Below are 15,875 nucleotides of genomic sequence, written 5' to 3'. Positions count from 1 at the left end.
GAACGACCAGACCCCGAAGGAGTGGGATGGAGATGAACGGCAGGTACAGAAGGGCCGGGTTTTCCCTGGCCGGTACGGTCGCGCTGGCACTGGTGGCCGGCGCCTGCGGTGGTGGCGACGACGGCGGCGGCGACGGCGCGGCGGCCGGCTCGGACGAGCAGGTTCAACTGCGGTTCGCCTGGTGGGGCAGTGACCAGCGCAACGAGCTGACCGAGGCGGCCATCGCCGCGTTCGAGGAACAGCACCCGAACATCGACGTCCAGGGCGAGTACATCGAGTGGGGCGGGTACTGGGACCGGCTGGCCACCCAGACCGCGGCCGGTGACGCCCCGGACGTCATGAGCCAGGAGGAACGGTTCCTGCGCGAGTACGCCAGCCGCGGCGCGCTGCTCGACCTGTCCGAGCACGAGGACATCATCGACATGTCCCAGCTGGACCCGCTGGTGACCGGCAGCGGCGAGATCGACGGTGGGCTGTACGGCCTGCCGACCGGCGTCAACGCCTACGTGGTGTACGCCAACCCGCAGCTGTTCGCCCAGGCCGGTGTGGAGCTGCCGGACGACACCACGTGGACGTGGGACGACTACATCCGCATCGCCGGTGAGATCACCGCGGCCACCGGCGGCGAGGTGTACGGAGCCATGGACTACGGCGGCAACGAAGCCGGCTTCAAGATCCTCGCCCGGCAGCACGGTGAGGAGATGTACGACCAGGACGGCGAGCTCGGTTTCGACCCGGAGACCCTCGCACAGTGGTGGGAGTACTCCCTTCAGCTGCGTGACAGCGGCGGCGCACCCCAGGCCACGCTGTCGGCGGAGCAGCAGGACACCGGCTCGCCGGAGCAGACGCTGCTGGGCACCAACCGGGCGGCCATGGCGTGGTACTGGAGCAACACGTTGGCGGCGCTGTCGACGGCGTCGGGCAGCGAACTGATGCTGTTGCGCCCACCGGGCGAGCACGAGCGTGAGCGGACCGGCAACTTCTACAAGCCGGCCCAGCACTATTCGGTCTCGGCCAGCACCGAGCACCCGGAGGAGGCGGCGATGCTGGTCGACTTCCTGCTCAACGACCCCGCCGCCATCGACGCCATCCTCTCCGACCGGGGCCTGCCGGCCAACCTCGAGCAGCGCGAGCGCATCCTCGGCAACCTCGACGCGCACCAGGTGGCCGAGGCCGAGTACCTGGCCGAGATCCAGGAGGACGTCGTCGACGCGCCGCCCGCGCCACCGGTCGGCGCCGGTCAGGTGGTCGACATCATCAAGCGGCTCAACATCGAGGTGCTCTTCGATCGTCTCAGCCCCGACGAGGCGGCCGAGCAGTTCATCAGCGAGGTCGAGGCGGCCACAGGCTAGGGGCGCCACGGGCGGTGTCCCGGCCTCGGCCTCGTCCTCCGTGTCCAACCCAGCAAATGGAGCAGCAGTGAACGCAACCATCCCCGGCAGCGGCCCGCGCCGGTACGCCGTCGTCGGCACCGGAAGCAGGGCGCAGATGTTCGTCGACGCCATGCTCACCACCCACGCCGACGTCGGGACGCCGGTCGCCTGGTGCGATGTCAACGGGGTGCGGATGTCCTACTACGACGAGCTCTACCGGGCGGCCCGCGGTGCGGATGCGCCGCTGCCGCCCCGGTACGCGCCCGACGACTTCGACAAGCTGCTCGCCGAGGTGAACCCGGACGGCGTCGTCGTCACCTCGCCGGACTGGACCCACCACCGCTACGTGGTGGCGGCGTTGGAGAACGGTTGCGACGTCATCGTGGAGAAGCCGCTCACCACCAGCGTCGAGAGTGCCCGGGCCATCGCGGCCTCGGCGGCGGGGTCGTCCGCCGGACTGGTCATGACGTTCAACTACCGCTACTCCCCGCGCAACTCGACGGTGAAGCAGCTGATCCTCGACGGCGCCATCGGTGACGTCACATCGGTGCACTTCGAGTGGGTGCTCGACACCTCGCACGGCGCGGACTACTTCCGCCGGTGGCACCGCCTGAAAGACCGCTCCGGCGGGCTGCTGGTGCACAAGGCCACCCACCACTTCGACCTGGTGAACTGGTGGCTCGGCGACGTGCCGGCGACGGTGTTCGCGCTCGGCGGGCTGCGCTTCTACGGCGCCGAGAACGCGAAGGCGCGCGGGCTCGGGCCGCGGCCGGTGCGCAGCCGCGACGACGCCGGCCGCGGTTCCGACCCGTTCGCCCTGGACCTCGCCGCCGACGACAAGCTGCGGCGGCTGTACCTGGAGGCCGAGGGCGACGACGGCTACATCCGCGACCAGGACGTGTTCGGCGAGGGCATCACCATCGAGGACAACCTGAACGTCCTGGTCGGCTACGAGCGCGGCGCCAGTCTCAGCTACACCCTGAACGCCCATTCGCCGTGGGAGGGCTACCGGGTGGCGTTCAACGGCACCGCCGGGCGCATCGAGATCGAGGTCGTGGAGTCCGCGCACAAGGCGCCGGACCCGGGGGAGGACGCCGAGCGGGTCCGGCGCAAGGGCACCCGGATCGTGCTGCAGAAGCACTGGGAGCCGGCGGTCGAGGTGCCGGTGCCGGAAAGCCCGCACGGGGCTCATGGCCACGGCGGAGGGGACCGCCTGCTCTTGGACGACGTGTTCCGCGGGCCCGGCGACGACCCCCTGGGCCGCCCGGCGAGCACCGCGGACGGCTTCCGCAGCATCGCCGTCGGGCTGGCCGGCAACGAGTCGCTGGCCACTGGGCAACCGGTGCGGGTGGCGAACCTGGGTCTGCCGCTGCGGGCCGAGGACCTCCGGCCGCGCGCTGCGAGCACACCATGAGGGTGCTGGTGACGGGTGGTTCCGGGCGCCTGGGCGAGAGCGTGGTCGACGGGCTGCGGCAGGCCGGCCATGACGTCGTCAGCGTCGATCTGCGCGAGCCGCGGCGGCACCGGGACGCCTGGTTCCCGGCCGATCTCACGGTCGTGGACGAGGCCGGCTGGGCGTTGACGCGGGTCCGGCCCGACGCGGTGGTGCACCTGGCCGCGATCGCGGTGCCGTTCAGCCGTCCGGAGCGGGAGATCCTGCGCACCAACACCGCACTGGCGTACAACGTGTGCCGCTCCGCACTGGACGCGGGCGTGAGCACTGTCGTCGTGGCCAGCAGCCCGACGGTGGTCGGCTACGGCGCCCCGACCGGCTGGACGCCGTCGTATCTCCCGATCGACGAGGCGCACCCGGTGCGGCCGTGGAATGCCTACGGCTTGTCGAAGCTGATGGCCGAGCAGGTGATGCGGATGTTCACCGCGCAGGCCGGCGACCGGCTGCGGCTGGCCGCGATCCGGCCCTGCTACGTCATCGCCGAGGAGGAATGGGACGGCGCGCCCACCCAGCAGGGTCACACCGTCCGCGAACGGCTGGACGACCCCTCCCTGGCGGCGGGCTCGCTGTTCAACTACGTCGACGCCCGCGACGCCGCGGACTTCGTCGGCGTGCTGCTGCGGCGGGCTCACGACATCCCCAACGGCGAGACGTTCTTCGTCGGGGCCGCGGACGCGCTGGCCCGCGAACCGCTGGCGGACCTGCTGCCGCGGTTCCACCCCGGGACGGGCGGATTCGCTGCCGAACTGCTCGGCACCGCGGCGGCGTTCAGCAACGCCAACGCCGAGCGACTGCTGGGCTGGAAACCGGAACGAAGCTGGCGAACGGAGCTGCGATGAAGCTGGATGGTGTTCTGTTCTTCCCGGTGACCCCGTTCGACGAGACCGGCGCGGTCGACGCGGGACTGCTGGCGGCGCATGTGAAAGCGGGGCTCTCGCACGGGCCGGGTGCGGTGTTCGCCGCCTGCGGCACCGGCGAGTTCCACGCGCTGGACATCGACGAGTACGAGACGGTGGTGGCGGCGGCGGTCGGTGCCGTCGGCGGTGCCGTGCCGGTGTTCGGCGGCGCCGGTGGCGCCCTGCCGCACGCGATGGAGTGTGCCCGGCGGGCCCGGACGGCCGGCGCGGACGGGCTGCTGGTGTTGCCGCCGTACCTGGTGAACGGCCCCGCCGACGGACTGGTCGCCTACGTCGAGGCGCTGGCCGCGGCCACCGAGCTGCCGCTGGTGCTTTACCAACGCAGCGGCGTGCGGTTCGCGCCGTCGACGGTGGTCCGGCTCGCCAAGCTGCCCGAAGTCGTCGGGTTCAAGGACGGCCTCGGCGACCTCGATCTCATGCAACGGATCGTGCTCGCGGTGCGGGCCGAGGTCGGCGAGGACTTCATGTTCTTCAACGGCATGCCGACCGCGGAGCAGACGCAGGCCGCCTACCGGGCGATCGGGGTGCCGCTGTACTCGTCGGCGGTGTTCTGCTTCGCCCCCCAGCTGTCGGTGGCGTTCCACCGTGCGATCTCCACCGGCGACGAGGCCCGGCGCACTCGGCTGCTCGCGGAGTTCTTCCAGCCGCTGGTGGAGCTGCGCGACCAGGTGCCCGGCTACGCCGTCGCGCTGGTGAAGGCAGGAGTGCGGCTGCGTGGACTCGACGTCGGCGGGGTCCGGCCGCCGCTGGTGGACCCGTCCGAGGCGCATCTGGCGCGATTGCGGGAACTGATCGAGGCCGCTGATGGGCTCGCCTGACGTCGTCGCCGCGGTCTCCACCCGGCTGGTGCGGATTCCCCTGCACCGGCCGTGGGGCCCGGACGTGCCGCGGCTGCACGTCATCGTGGTGGAGGTGACCGCAGAGGACGGCACGGTGGGCACCGGCTTCAGCTGGACGCCCACCATCGGCGCCGGCGCGGTGCGTGCCCTGCTCGACGAGGAATGCACGCGGTTCGTCGTGGGGGGGCCGAGCGACCCGGCCGTCGTCTGGGACCGGCTCTGGCGGCACCTGCACGAGGCCGGTGGCGGCGGCGTCACCACCATCGCGATGGCCGGCATCGACCTCGCTCTGTGGGACCTGCGCTGCCGGCGGCTCGGTGCCGGACTGGTCGACGTGCTGGGCCGGCGCCGTGAGTCCGTCGAGGTCTACGGCAGCGGCGTCAATCTGCACTATCCGCTCGAGGAACTGGTCGCCCAGGCGGCGCGCTGGGTCGAGGCCGGGCACGACGCGGTGAAGATGAAGGTCGGCAGACCGGACCTGGCCGAGGACGTCGAACGGGTCGCCGCGGTGCGCGAGGTGATCGGTCCCGGCCGCCGGCTGATGATCGACGCCAACCAGCGCTGGGACCTGCCCACCGCCCGCCGGGCGGTCGCGGCGTTGTCGCGGTTCGACCTGTACTGGGTCGAGGAACCGCTGCTGGCTGACGCCACTTGGGCGTACGCACAGCTACGGGTCGCCGTGGACGTGCCGATCGCGCTGGGGGAGAACGCACACACCATCCACCGGTTCCGCGACTTGCTGGACGCCGGAGCCTGCGATGTCGTGCAACCCAACGTGGTGCGCGTGGGCGGCGTGACCCCGTTCCTGCGCATCGCCTCGCTGGCTCGCACGTACGGGGTGGCGGTGGCGCCGCACCTGCTGCCGGAGCTGTCCGGCCAGCTGGCCCTGTGCCTGCCGGAGCCGACGCTCGTCGAGGACGTCGAGGACGCGTCGTTCGCCGCCCTGGGCTGCCTGGCGGAGCCGAGCGGCGTCACGATGGCGGACGGACGCCTCACCGTGGACGGCTCGCGCCCGGGCCTCGGCCTCACGTTCGCCTGACCGCACCCCCCCGCCAGAAATGATCACGTCCACCATGGGTCTGCCCGCTTCACCACGAATGCTTGCCCGGTGAAGCGGGAGGACGCCTGGTAAGGCCTGCGCCCGACGACGGACGCGCCCGGCCGGCTACTCGTCGGCCGGGGTGGCACCGTCGGTCGGCGCCGCCTCGTCCGTGGGCTCGCCGCCGTCCGCGGGCTCGTCGGTCGGGCCCGCCTCACCCTGAGTGGGCGCGTCGGTGGGCCCGGCGTCGTCACCGGCGTCGGGCTCATCCTCCTCACGGCCCGGGTTGTCCGGCAGCGCCTCCGCGAGGTCGTCCTCGGCGGGGCGCACCAAGGCGCGCACCGTCGTGCGTGGGGCGCTGCCGAACCGGAACTCCACCGCCACCGTGCGGCCGGGCTCGGCCTCGACCCCCAGGCCGTCGACGCGGTCGTTGTCGGGGCCGACGACGGCGGTGCCGCGGGCCGGGATCTCCAGGGTGTCGCCGGACAGCTCGGCCGGCACGTCGCCGATGAGGACCTCGGTCAGTTCGTCGGACTCTCCGCCGGCGTTCGCCAGCGTGGCGATCAGGGTCGCCCGGCCTTCGCCGTCGGACACCACCTGGACGTTGCGCAGCCCGATGTCGCCGGCCTCCGCGTTGACTCCGTCGGTCGGGGTGTACCACCGCTGGGTCTGTTCGGACATGCTGCACCCGGCGATGCCGCTCAGGGTCAGGACCGGGACAGCGGCCAGCGCCAGCCGCCGCACACCAAGCTTCACCACGTGCTCCTCGTCAACGGTGGTTCCTCCACGGACCAGCGTCAAGGGTACCGACGGGGTTGCGGGACCGACGCACCGGCAGGCCGTTACCGGACGGTCCGTGGCCCGCCTCACCTGCCGCAATTCCATGGCCGGTGATCGTGGAAACGGGCGAATGGGACACCAGGTCCGGGTGGTCGCGCGGTCGTGACGAACGGCACGAGCATGCCGAATGGCGTTTTGTCAACCCTCACTGCTGGCGCTGACCAGCACAAATGCTCTTCTGGCTCGCCAGAACCGTGCTATCCTCTATAGGGGAAAGGGGACAGGAACACATGACTTTCAAGGTCGGCGAGACGGTTGTCTACCCCCATCACGGGGCTGCGCTCATCGAAGCGATCGAGTCCCGTGTCATCAAAGGAGAGGAGCGCCAGTACCTCGTCCTGAAGGTCACCCAGGGTGATCTGACCGTTCGTGTCCCGGCCGACAACGTTGATCTTGTCGGCGTGCGCGACGTGGTCAACCAGGAGGGGCTCGACCGGGTCTTCGAGGTGCTGCGGATGCCGCACACCGAAGAGCCGACGAACTGGTCGCGCCGTTACAAGGCCAATCTCGAGAAGCTCGCCTCCGGCGACGTCATCAAGGTCGCCGAGGTCGTGCGCGATCTGTGGCGTCGTGAGCGCGACCGCGGCCTGTCCGCGGGCGAGAAGCGGATGCTGGCCAAGGCCCGCCAGGTGCTGGTCTCCGAACTGGCGTTGGCGGAGAACACCAACGAGGACAAGGCCGAGACCCTGCTGGACGAGGTCCTCGCCGGCTGAGGCACGCGGGTCGGGCACAATCGTGCCGTGACAGTTGCGTGCATTGTGGTCGCTGCCGGTCGCGGTGAGCGGCTTGGTGATGAGCGGCCGAAGGCGTTCGCCGAACTCGGCGGGCGTCCGCTCATCGAGTACGCGCTGCGGGCGCTGGCCCGCTCGGCCCGGGTCGACGACGTCGTTGTCGTCGTCCCGACGGGTTTCGAGAACCACCCCGCGCTCGACGGCGCCACGCGCGTCGTCGAGGGCGGCGGCACCCGGCAGGAGTCGGTCGCCCGCGGAATGGCCGCGCTGCCGGCCGAGGCACACGTGGTGCTGGTGCACGACGCCGCTCGGTGCCTCGCACCGCCGGAGCTCTTCGATGCTGTCGCCGATGCCGTCGACGACGCTGCCGGTGGCGCCTACGAGGCCGTGGTTCCGGGCCTCGCGGTCGTCGACACCGTGAAGCAGGTCGATGGCGACGGCCGGGTCACCGGCACTCCGGATCGCACGGCATTGCGTGCTGTCCAGACTCCGCAGGGCTTTCGTCGCGCCGTGCTGGAGCGGGCACACGAGAGTCCCGGAACGACTGATGTCTCCGACGATGCCGGCCTGGTCGAGCTGCTCGGGCGGCCGGTCCACGTCGTGCCCGGGCATCCGGACGCGTTCAAGATCACTCGGCCGCTCGATCTCGTGCTCGCCGAGGCAGTGCTGTCGGCCAAGGCCACGCTGTGACGCCGCGGGTCGGCGTCGGTACCGACGTCCACCGGATCGAACCCGGGCGGCCGTGCTGGGTCGCCGGGCTGCTCTGGCCGGACGAGCCGGCCGGCTGTGTGGGTCACTCCGACGGCGACGTCGCCGCGCACGCCGTCTGCGACGCGCTGCTGTCCGCGTGCGGACTCGGTGACCTCGGCGCCGTGTTCGGTACGGACCGGCCGGAGTGGTCCGGGGCATCGGGTGTGGCGCTGCTGACGGAGACCGCGCGGTTGGTGCGGGCGGCGTCGTTCACCATTGGCAACGCCTCGGTGCAGGTCATCGGGGCCCGGCCGAAGATCGGCAGCCGGCGCTCGGAGGCCCAGACCGTGCTGTCCCAGGCCGTCGGGGCCCCGGTGGCGGTCAGCGGCACCACTACCGACGGGCTCGGGCTCACCGGCCGCGGGGAGGGTCTGGCGGCCGTCGCGACCGCTCTGGTCGTCCCGCTCGCTAGCTGACGCTGGGTAGGCGCCCGGCTCGTGCCACCGCGCCCGTTGCATCGCGGTCGCGACGCATTCCTGTCCGAGTTCGAAGATGCATCGAACTGGGGCCGTCGTCGGTTCCCTCCGTCGAGGGTCGCGACGGTCGGCATTGGGATCATCCTCAGCGCACGGCTCAGTCCGGAAGCTCGTCGAGCCGGACGACGCAGCGAAACCCCGTGTCATCGTCGAGCATGTCGGCCGATGCGTCGTTGAAGGTCGCCGGATCGATACGCGCGAAGGGGCTTGTCCAAGCGCCTCCCTTGAGTTCGTACCTCGTCGGCTCGGAGCGCGTTGACGTCCACTCCCAGGTGTTGCCGCACATGTCGTAGGCACCGTACGGGCTGACGCCGCTGTGGAATCTGGTAACGGGTGAGGTGCCGCCGATTCCGCTCTCACGCGTATTGCATTTGGCTGGCGTCCTCTGATCGCCCCACGGATATCGGCCGCCGTCGATGCCACGTGCGGCCTTCTCCCATTGCTCTGCTGTCGGCAGCTTCTTGCCCGCCCATGTCGCGTAAGCGGTCGCGTCGTGCCACGAGACAAACACCACTGGGTGCTCCGATACGTGGGCCAGCGAGGGCAACCGGCGCCAGTGCTTTGGTGCGGGATGCTTGGTGGCTGTGACGAAGCGTTCGTACTCCACGTTCGTCACCGGGTGGACGTCGAGGTAGAAGGCATCGACGTCGACGGGTGCTCGACCGTCACCGGCAGGATAAGGGCCGCCGGCGACGAGCACCATCTGTTTGGCATCGACATGGTGCCGGATCTGGTGCGAGGTTGCGATCACGGAACGGCCGGGGAATGGGGTGTCGTCGAGAACACAGCCATGAGGGCCCGCGAGCCTCACGAACCTCGCGTGGGCATCCGGTGGCGACGTGGCGAGTGCGGTGTCCAAGGCAGCCTGATTGACCGGCCGGATCTTGATCGTATCGCCGCGGGATTCCCACTTGGAGACCATGCGATCGCTGACTCCGAGGTGAGCAGCAAATGCCGTCACGCTCATGCGTTGGGCCTCGCGTAGGGCCCGTGTCTCTCGTCCAGTCCACCGTTCCACTGTGGCCACCGATACTCCTCGGGCGGGTCAACAGAGCCGATGATCATCGCATGGCGGTCGTGGCGCTGTCCACTACAAGGGTTCGTTCGGCACGCTGACGTAGGCCCGCTGTAACGCCGTGATCTTCGGATGTGTTGGGGACATCGCGGTGTCATCGATACTGGCGATAGGGCGGACGCCGATGGCGGCATTCGTGGCGAACGCGGCGCTCATCCTGCGGATGTCGCTGTGCTGAATTGGCGACAAGCGGTGGGCGCAGGCGTCTTGGAGCAATCGCATCGTCACGCCGGCCAGGCACTCCGCTTGCGGCCAGATCACCTCGTCGTCGTGGATGAATCCCACGTTCCAGGTGCCGCCCTCCGAGACGCAGGATCGCTCGTCGAGGAATAGCGCATCGTCGAATCCGTTCTGTTGGGCAGCGCGGCGATGGAACAGCGTCCCGAAGAGCCCGACACTCTTCACCTGAGGCAGATCCCTGACGTAGCGCCTGGTCTGAACCCGGAGAGGCGGTGGCGTCGCGCGCGCGGCCGGACGGGCTGTCACTAGGACGTGTGGATCCGTTGCCGTGGCGGGATGCCCGAGGTCGATGCCTGGGTCGAAGATCGTGAGGCGCAGCACGCACGAGGGAGACGGCAGCGCCATTCGGGCGAGGTCGCGAAGGCGCTGCGGGTCGAGCGTGGTGCCGAAGAGCGTTTCGCAGTCCTTCACGAGTCGCTTGAGGTGCAGTGACAATCCCCGGACCCCTGCTCCGTCGACCCGCATCGATGTGAAATGCCCGTAGGGGACCAGGGCCAGAGCCTTGAGCTGCTCGACTCCGATCGGCTTCCCGTTCAGCTGAGCCATCCGGCAAGCATCGCACTGGGGCCGAATGCATCCAGCAACGGCGTCGGACCGCTGCGGTCAGTTCGGCGAAAGTTCGGTGCTGGTGCGGTGCCGGTACCTTCTCGGATGGCATCCGTGCGGGCGACACTCGAATCAGCGGCACAACATCGAGTGCCTTCTGCTGGACGACCAGGGCCCATCGTCCTCCACGGACCGTAGCTGACCTCCGGACGGAGTGCGCCATGCCAAAGACCACGACAATCGCAGGTGAAAGCCACCTGTTCATCGAGACGGGAATGCAGAAGCCGGCCGCCACGACGATCGTTGAGCGCAAGGGTCTGGGGCATCCGGACACCCTTGCCGATCACTTGGCGGAGAGGCTGTCTCGTGCATACAGCCGGTACACGATGGAGCGGTTCGGTGCCGTGCTCCATCACAACTTCGACAAGCTCGCGTTGCTCGGAGGCGCCAGCGAGGTCCGTTACGCGGGTGGATGCATGACCTCGCCGGTGCGGGTCCTAGTCAACGGTCGAGCGGCCGCCAAGTGTGGCGAACGGCGCATTCCGGTCGCCGAGATCGTGGATTCCGAGGTGCGCGACTTCTTCTCCGAGCGGCTCCCAGAGGTTTCGGATCACCTCGACATCGTGCACAACATCACCAGTAATCCGAGTCCCGGCGCCGTGCTGACCGGCGACGCGGTTCCCGAACGTAGTCGCTGGTTCAGTCCGCGGTCGCTTGAGGATCTACGTGAGCGGAGAGTCCGCTTGTCGAACGACACGTCGCTTGGGACAGGGTGGGCCCCGGAATCCCTGTTCGAATCATTTGTCCGGGAGCTGGTCGATAGCTTGTCCGGCGGCGACTTCGCGCGCGCGAACGCATGGTGCGGATCCGACGTGAAGCTCATGGGCTATTGGGATGGGGAAGCTGCTGACGTCGTGCTGTGCGTTCCGCAGAAGTCGCGCCATGTGGCCAGCCGCAGCGAGTACGTGCAGAACGCCGAAAGCGTGCTTGCTGAGTGCTATCGGTTGGCGGCGCTCAGGTTGGCCGGAGCAGATGTGAGCTTCCAGCTCAACGCGCGGGACGTCCTCGAGAAGGACGAGATCTACTTGACATATACAGGCAGCTCGATCGAATCAGGCGATGAAGGCGTAGTGGGGCGCGGTAACCGCGTCAACGGGCTCATCACGCCGCTGCGGCCGATGAATCTAGAAGGTGCGAGCGGGAAGAACCCCGTCTATCACGTCGGCAAGCTCTATAACGTTGCAGCAGGGCGACTCGCACGAAGGTTGCATGAGCTGACCGATGGCCATGCGGAGGTCCATCTCGTGAGTCGGACCGGCCAGAGACTCGATCGACCGTGGCGCATCCTGATTCGGCTGTCGGCGACCGAGATAGAAGCTGAAAAAGTCGAAGCCTTGGTCGCTGAAACGCTCGGCGAATTTCCTGCGCTGACCGAGGAGATCGTTTTCGACGGACTGTGTTTGAGCTGACCATGACGACGTATCTCCTACGGCACGCGGAAACCGAGATGAGCAGGCAGTACCTGGTGAACGGTGACCCGGCACGGACGGTCCTCCTCAGTGAGCTAGGGGTCCGATCCTGTCGGCAAGTGTCGCGAGAGCTTCCCATCTCTCGCGTTCAGACGTGGGTCACCAGCCAGTTCCCGCGAGCTCAGCAGACTGCCTCGCACCTCAAGGGACAGGCATCGGGCATGGTGGTCGTAGACCGGCGGCTGAACGAACTGGACTACGGCGACTTCGAGGGTCATACGTTCCTGGATTACGCAGCTTGGCTGCGAGCCCATGGAGGCGGCGACCGTCCGCCGGGGTCGATCGAATCTCAGCGCGAGGCCATGAGCCGGATGGTGGCCGGCCTGGCCGGCGCCCTCCTCCGGCCGGCGCCGCGCGTTTTGGTCGCACATGGCCTTCTCGTCTCCATGGTGTTGTGGGCGGGAGGGCGCGTTCGCTCGGAGCGAATGCCGGCCTTCTTCCCCGAGTCTCCGTACGTGCGGCCATTCGCCCTGAGCGATCCGGACCTGTTCGCTGTGGTGAAAACCCTCCGGTGCACGTTGGAGCTGGATCGACTACGTGATCGACGTAGCGCCGATCGGGCCAAGCGCGTGAGCGGTGCTGCTCAGAACCTTGCTACCTTCGACCGACCTGCACCGCCTAGCGCGTAAGGACCCTTCACATGCATGACGCCCGCACCCTGATCGCCATGGGTGACGAAGCCGTACGCCGGCTTGCTCGACGTGGTTACACATTGGATCTGAATTCGCTGGAAGTCCTCCACGCCCGACGCAACCGGGCGATCCGTTCCGTCGACGAGCTGCGGGCGGAGAGCAAGCGCATTGCGAGTGAGGTCCAAACTGCCGTGCGGTCAGGCGAGGACATCTCGAAGCTGAAGGATCGCGCTCGCGAGATCAAGCAACAGCTTCGCGATCTCGAAGGCAACCAAGAGCGCGCCGAGAGCGAACTGCGTGACTTTCTGCTCGGAATCCCCAATCTTCCCGATGATCGGGCGCCAGATGGTGATTCGGGAGAGTTCGCGGTCGAGGTTCGTCGTGTCGGCGTTCCTCCAGTCTTCGCCTTCGAGGCTAGAGATCATGTCGAGCTCGGCGAGTCCCTGGGGCTGCTCGACTTCGGTCGGGCAACGAAGTTGTCGGGGCCGCGTTTTCGAGTCGCTTGTGGACTCGGCGCCCGGCTGGAGCGCGCGCTCTCAGCCTTCCTGCTTGACCTGCACACTCGTCGGCACGGCTACATCGAGCATGCTGTTCCGTTCCTCGTATCGCGGAAAACGATGACAGGAACAGGGCAATTGCCGAAATTCGAGGAAGACCTGTTCAAGACCAGCGTCGCGGACCGCGAGCTTTTCCTCATACCCACCGCTGAGGTTCCGCTGACGAACTTCTACGCCGACGAGATCATCCAGTCGAAGGACCTTCCGATCGCGGTTACGGCGCAGACGCCGTGCTTCCGCTCGGAAGCTGGGTCCTACGGTCGTGACACACGTGGTCTCATTCGGCTGCACCAGTTCGACAAGGTCGAGATGGTGCGAGTCTGTGAGAGCGAGGACGCGGAAGCCGAGTTGCAGAAGATGATCGGCCACGCGGAGGCGTGCCTCAAGGAACTCGGTCTCGCGTACCGCGTGGTGATCCTCGCGGCCGGCGACACCGGGTTCGCCGCCCAGCTGACGTATGACCTCGAAGTGTGGCTTCCGAGTCAGGGGACGTATCGCGAGATCTCGTCGGTCTCGGACTTCGGAACGTTTCAGGCTCGGCGAGCCAACATCCGGACCCGCGGCGCCGACGGAAAGATCAAACTCGCCGCGACGCTCAATGGCTCCGGTCTGCCGATCGGCCGGACGATGGCCGCCGTGATCGAGCAGGGCCAGCAGGCAGACGGTTCGGTCGTCATCCCGGAGCCGCTCGCGCCGTACACCGGCTTCCGGCGGATCTCAGCCGATGGAGAACCGGAGGACTAGTGCGCGTTGGAATCTGTGACTTTCCGAGCAAGTACCAGTTCCCGCCGTCAGGCTACGGCGGAATCGAGCGCTGGCTCTGGGCCGTCGCCGTCGGCGCTCGGAATATGGGGGCCGAGGTCGACCTGGTTGGCCCTGGCTGGCGTTCTGGCCTCCCGGGCTGGCGATACAATCCCGTCCGCCTCGAAGACGCAGGTGCCGATCCGGACCTCATTAAGGCGCTCAAGGCTGCGTCGTACGACGTTCTGGTCGTGGGACACGAGTATCCTTCGCGGCCGGACTGGGTACAGACTTGGCGTGAGTTGGAGTGCGACGTTGTCAGCTTCCAGCATTCGCCAGACTTCTCACACGAGCGTGCTGCATTCGATGGAGAGAGATCGCGCCTGTACTGCTACTCCCCAGAAATGATGGAGCGGTATGCGATCCATCAGCCCATCGCTGAGCTGGCGGTTCACTTGGGCCTCGATGAAGAAGGGCCGGCCGCACGCAAGGGCACGGATCTGGTGTGGCTCGGGCGGATCGATGAGGACAAGGCACCTCATCTCGCCGTCCTGGCAGCGCAGCTGCTTGGACGGCGGCTCTACCTCGTTGGCCCGGTCTTCGATTCCGCCTACCTGCGGCGACAAGAGCGTGTCTTTTTCGCGGACCATGTCAAATGGGTGGGTGAACTGGGCGGGCGAGCCAAGGCCGCAGCTGTGCGCGAAGGGTTGGTATTCGTCTATACGCAAGCGCGCACGTACGTCGAGGCCGGCGCCGCGGTGTTCGGCGAGTCGCTACGTGCTGGCACGCCGGTGGCAGCCCTGACCTGGCGCGACGGGACCTGTGCGCAGGCAGCACTGTGCGACCGCACTGGCGTCACCAACGTCGTGTCGCCAGAGGCCGATGACGAGACCGCGGCCAGGGCCCTGGCGGATGCATCGAGCGTGCGAGCGACCTCGACCACACAGAGGTCCAGGCCATTGGCCTGCAGCGGTTCGACCCGAGACGGCATTTCGAGTCCATGCTCGGTCAATGATCGCTGACGGAGCGATCACGCAGGAGCTACTCGCTGCGCTGCGGCGGGTGCTCGGATCGAGGTGGGAGTTCAGTCTCGACGGTGCGTACCTGGAGATCCGTCATTCACGAGGAGTAGCTCCCTACTCGGCTCCCCGCCGCAACCCGGCTTGGCGGGACCTCGTGCTGGGAATGGAGATGGCATTCGCAGAACGTGGAGTACGCCGGGACAACTGTCTTCCACTTCGGTGGGGCCGAGACACCGAACTGGCCATCTCAGCTGTGCAAGCGCTTGACCCGTTCATCAAGGACGGTCGGCCCGTGACTCATCGACGGGGCTTCTTGGTGCAGCCTGTGGTTCGGTTCACGGGTGAGCGTGATGCTGCTGGGAGTCTCCTCGACGGATACCTGACCTCGTTCGTGAACGTCTCACGTGTTGAGCCGATCTGTCGGGTGGAGGAGTACGCAACGGCTGTCGACGATTGGCTTTTCGTACTGTCCAGGTTGGGCTTTCATGCCCGGCACCTGAGCTTCTTCGGCCACCTGAAGGTATGGCGTCGACGTGAGGTTGCGGGTGTAACGCTCATGTTCCGCCATCGAGACCTCGTGCTTGGTGACATCGTGCTCTTGTGGAATGCGGCCGATCCACGGCGCATGGCCGTCGATCTCGGCTCAGGCCTCGAGCGCCTGGCGTGGGCGAGAACTCTCGGCGACTGGAACAACCTTGTGTTCGGTGACCTCGCTGGCTCCGCGCCCCGGTCGGTCCTGGACGCACTCCGAACCGCGACTCTGCTGGTGGGCAGCGGGATCGCGCCCGCGGCCCGAGGCGCTGGGTCCGCGGTCCGGCGCTTGCTAGGGGCGTTGGAGCCGGACGCTACCCGCCTCGGGGTCAGCTCCGCGGTTCGATCGGCGCACGACTTCTGGGCCGTCGCGGCGCCGCTGCCTGTCCCGTGGCACGCGACGGTCGTCAGTCTCGAGCGCGAGCTCGCCCGCAGCCGCGAACCGGCGGACGGGCCGGCCCTACTTGCGCAACCAAAGGCCTTGCATAGTCGTCGACCGCGATGGACGTGCCCGTGACGGAACACGATGCGGGGCCGGCGAGATAGGCAGTGGCCGCGGCGATGTCCTCGGGTGGCGCCCGGCG

At 68.1% G+C, this 15,875-nt stretch carries 16 protein-coding genes; 13 read left to right on the top strand and 3 right to left on the bottom strand.

The features are described 5' to 3' along the window. Positions 1–32 precede the first annotated feature (32 nt). The 5 genes from JIAGA_RS0124100 (at position 33) to JIAGA_RS0124080 (ending at position 5,621) form a co-directional block, all read left to right on the top strand. A complete protein-coding gene (locus tag JIAGA_RS0124100) occupies positions 33–1,352 on the top strand; it encodes an ABC transporter substrate-binding protein (protein ID WP_026877639.1) in 1,320 nt (439 codons plus the stop codon). Positions 1,353–1,419: 67 nt separating this feature from the next. Then, complete coding sequence (locus tag JIAGA_RS32040; protein WP_211239823.1) at positions 1,420–2,787, top strand: Gfo/Idh/MocA family protein; 1,368 nt, start codon at positions 1,420–1,422, stop codon at positions 2,785–2,787. Next, a complete protein-coding gene (locus tag JIAGA_RS0124090) occupies positions 2,784–3,665 on the top strand; it encodes an NAD-dependent epimerase/dehydratase family protein (RefSeq protein ID WP_026877638.1) in 882 nt (293 codons plus the stop codon). The genes JIAGA_RS32040 and JIAGA_RS0124090 overlap by 4 nt, the downstream gene beginning before the upstream one ends. Further along, positions 3,662–4,561, top strand: a complete 900-nt coding sequence (locus JIAGA_RS0124085; protein ID WP_026877637.1) for a 5-dehydro-4-deoxyglucarate dehydratase — start codon at positions 3,662–3,664, stop codon at positions 4,559–4,561. The genes JIAGA_RS0124090 and JIAGA_RS0124085 overlap by 4 nt, the downstream gene beginning before the upstream one ends. Then, entirely contained in the window at positions 4,548–5,621 is a 1,074-nt protein-coding gene (locus JIAGA_RS0124080; protein ID WP_026877636.1) for a mandelate racemase/muconate lactonizing enzyme family protein, read from the top strand. The genes JIAGA_RS0124085 and JIAGA_RS0124080 overlap by 14 nt, the downstream gene beginning before the upstream one ends. A 126-nt stretch (positions 5,622–5,747) precedes the next feature. On the opposite strand, the gene JIAGA_RS0124075 is transcribed toward JIAGA_RS0124080, so the two are convergent. Beyond that, entirely contained in the window at positions 5,748–6,377 is a 630-nt protein-coding gene (locus tag JIAGA_RS0124075; RefSeq protein ID WP_157553476.1) for a hypothetical protein, read from the bottom strand. Positions 6,378–6,691: 314 nt separating this feature from the next. On the opposite strand from JIAGA_RS0124075, the gene JIAGA_RS0124070 reads away from it, so the two are divergent. The 3 genes from JIAGA_RS0124070 to ispF are packed head-to-tail and all read left to right on the top strand — an operon-like array spanning position 6,692 to position 8,358. Continuing rightward, positions 6,692–7,174: a CarD family transcriptional regulator gene (locus tag JIAGA_RS0124070; protein WP_026877634.1), complete on the top strand. Its 483-nt coding sequence runs from the start codon at positions 6,692–6,694 to the stop codon at positions 7,172–7,174. A 27-nt stretch (positions 7,175–7,201) separates the two neighbouring features. Continuing rightward, positions 7,202–7,882: a 2-C-methyl-D-erythritol 4-phosphate cytidylyltransferase gene (gene ispD, locus JIAGA_RS0124065; protein ID WP_026877633.1), complete on the top strand. Its 681-nt coding sequence runs from the start codon at positions 7,202–7,204 to the stop codon at positions 7,880–7,882. Next, positions 7,879–8,358 (top strand): 2-C-methyl-D-erythritol 2,4-cyclodiphosphate synthase, encoded by a 480-nt coding sequence (gene ispF / locus JIAGA_RS0124060; protein WP_026877632.1) that lies wholly within the window; start codon positions 7,879–7,881, stop codon positions 8,356–8,358. Before ispD ends, ispF begins: the two co-directional genes overlap by 4 nt. 157 nt (positions 8,359–8,515) lie before the next feature. On the opposite strand, the gene JIAGA_RS0124055 is transcribed toward ispF, so the two are convergent. Together JIAGA_RS0124055 and JIAGA_RS0124050 are read right to left on the bottom strand one after the other, a co-directional pair. Beyond that, complete coding sequence (locus tag JIAGA_RS0124055; protein ID WP_035812918.1) at positions 8,516–9,385, bottom strand: SUMF1/EgtB/PvdO family nonheme iron enzyme; 870 nt, start codon at positions 9,383–9,385, stop codon at positions 8,516–8,518. Between the two features lie 123 nt (positions 9,386–9,508). Next, on the bottom strand, positions 9,509–10,279 hold the full coding sequence (locus JIAGA_RS0124050; protein ID WP_026877630.1) for an aminotransferase class IV: 771 nt from the start codon (positions 10,277–10,279) through the stop codon (positions 9,509–9,511). Between the two features lie 221 nt (positions 10,280–10,500). Here JIAGA_RS0124050 and JIAGA_RS0124045 point away from each other — a divergent pair, with 221 nt between their 5' ends. From JIAGA_RS0124045 to JIAGA_RS35445, 5 genes are all read left to right on the top strand, one after another. Next, positions 10,501–11,748, top strand: a complete 1,248-nt coding sequence (locus tag JIAGA_RS0124045) for a methionine adenosyltransferase (RefSeq protein ID WP_026877629.1) — start codon at positions 10,501–10,503, stop codon at positions 11,746–11,748. Positions 11,749–11,750: 2 nt separating this feature from the next. Beyond that, positions 11,751–12,437: a histidine phosphatase family protein gene (locus JIAGA_RS0124040; protein ID WP_026877628.1), complete on the top strand. Its 687-nt coding sequence runs from the start codon at positions 11,751–11,753 to the stop codon at positions 12,435–12,437. A gap of 11 nt (positions 12,438–12,448) precedes the next feature. Continuing rightward, the gene (gene serS / locus JIAGA_RS0124035) at positions 12,449–13,741 is read left to right on the top strand and encodes a serine--tRNA ligase (RefSeq protein ID WP_026877627.1); all 1,293 of its coding nucleotides are present in this window, start codon (positions 12,449–12,451) and stop codon (positions 13,739–13,741) included. A 104-nt stretch (positions 13,742–13,845) separates the two neighbouring features. Continuing rightward, a complete protein-coding gene (locus JIAGA_RS34110) occupies positions 13,846–14,760 on the top strand; it encodes a glycosyltransferase family protein (RefSeq protein ID WP_211239821.1) in 915 nt (304 codons plus the stop codon). After that, a complete protein-coding gene (locus JIAGA_RS35445) occupies positions 14,750–15,808 on the top strand; it encodes a hypothetical protein (protein WP_211239820.1) in 1,059 nt (352 codons plus the stop codon). The genes JIAGA_RS34110 and JIAGA_RS35445 overlap by 11 nt, the downstream gene beginning before the upstream one ends. The last annotated feature ends 67 nt before the right edge of the window (positions 15,809–15,875 follow it).

It is taken from the genome of Jiangella gansuensis DSM 44835 (genome assembly GCF_000515395.1).
Lineage (GTDB): Bacteria > Actinomycetota > Actinomycetes > Jiangellales > Jiangellaceae > Jiangella > Jiangella gansuensis.
The sequence above is the reverse complement of the archived record's forward strand: the minus strand, read 5'-3'. Positions and strand labels throughout refer to the sequence as shown.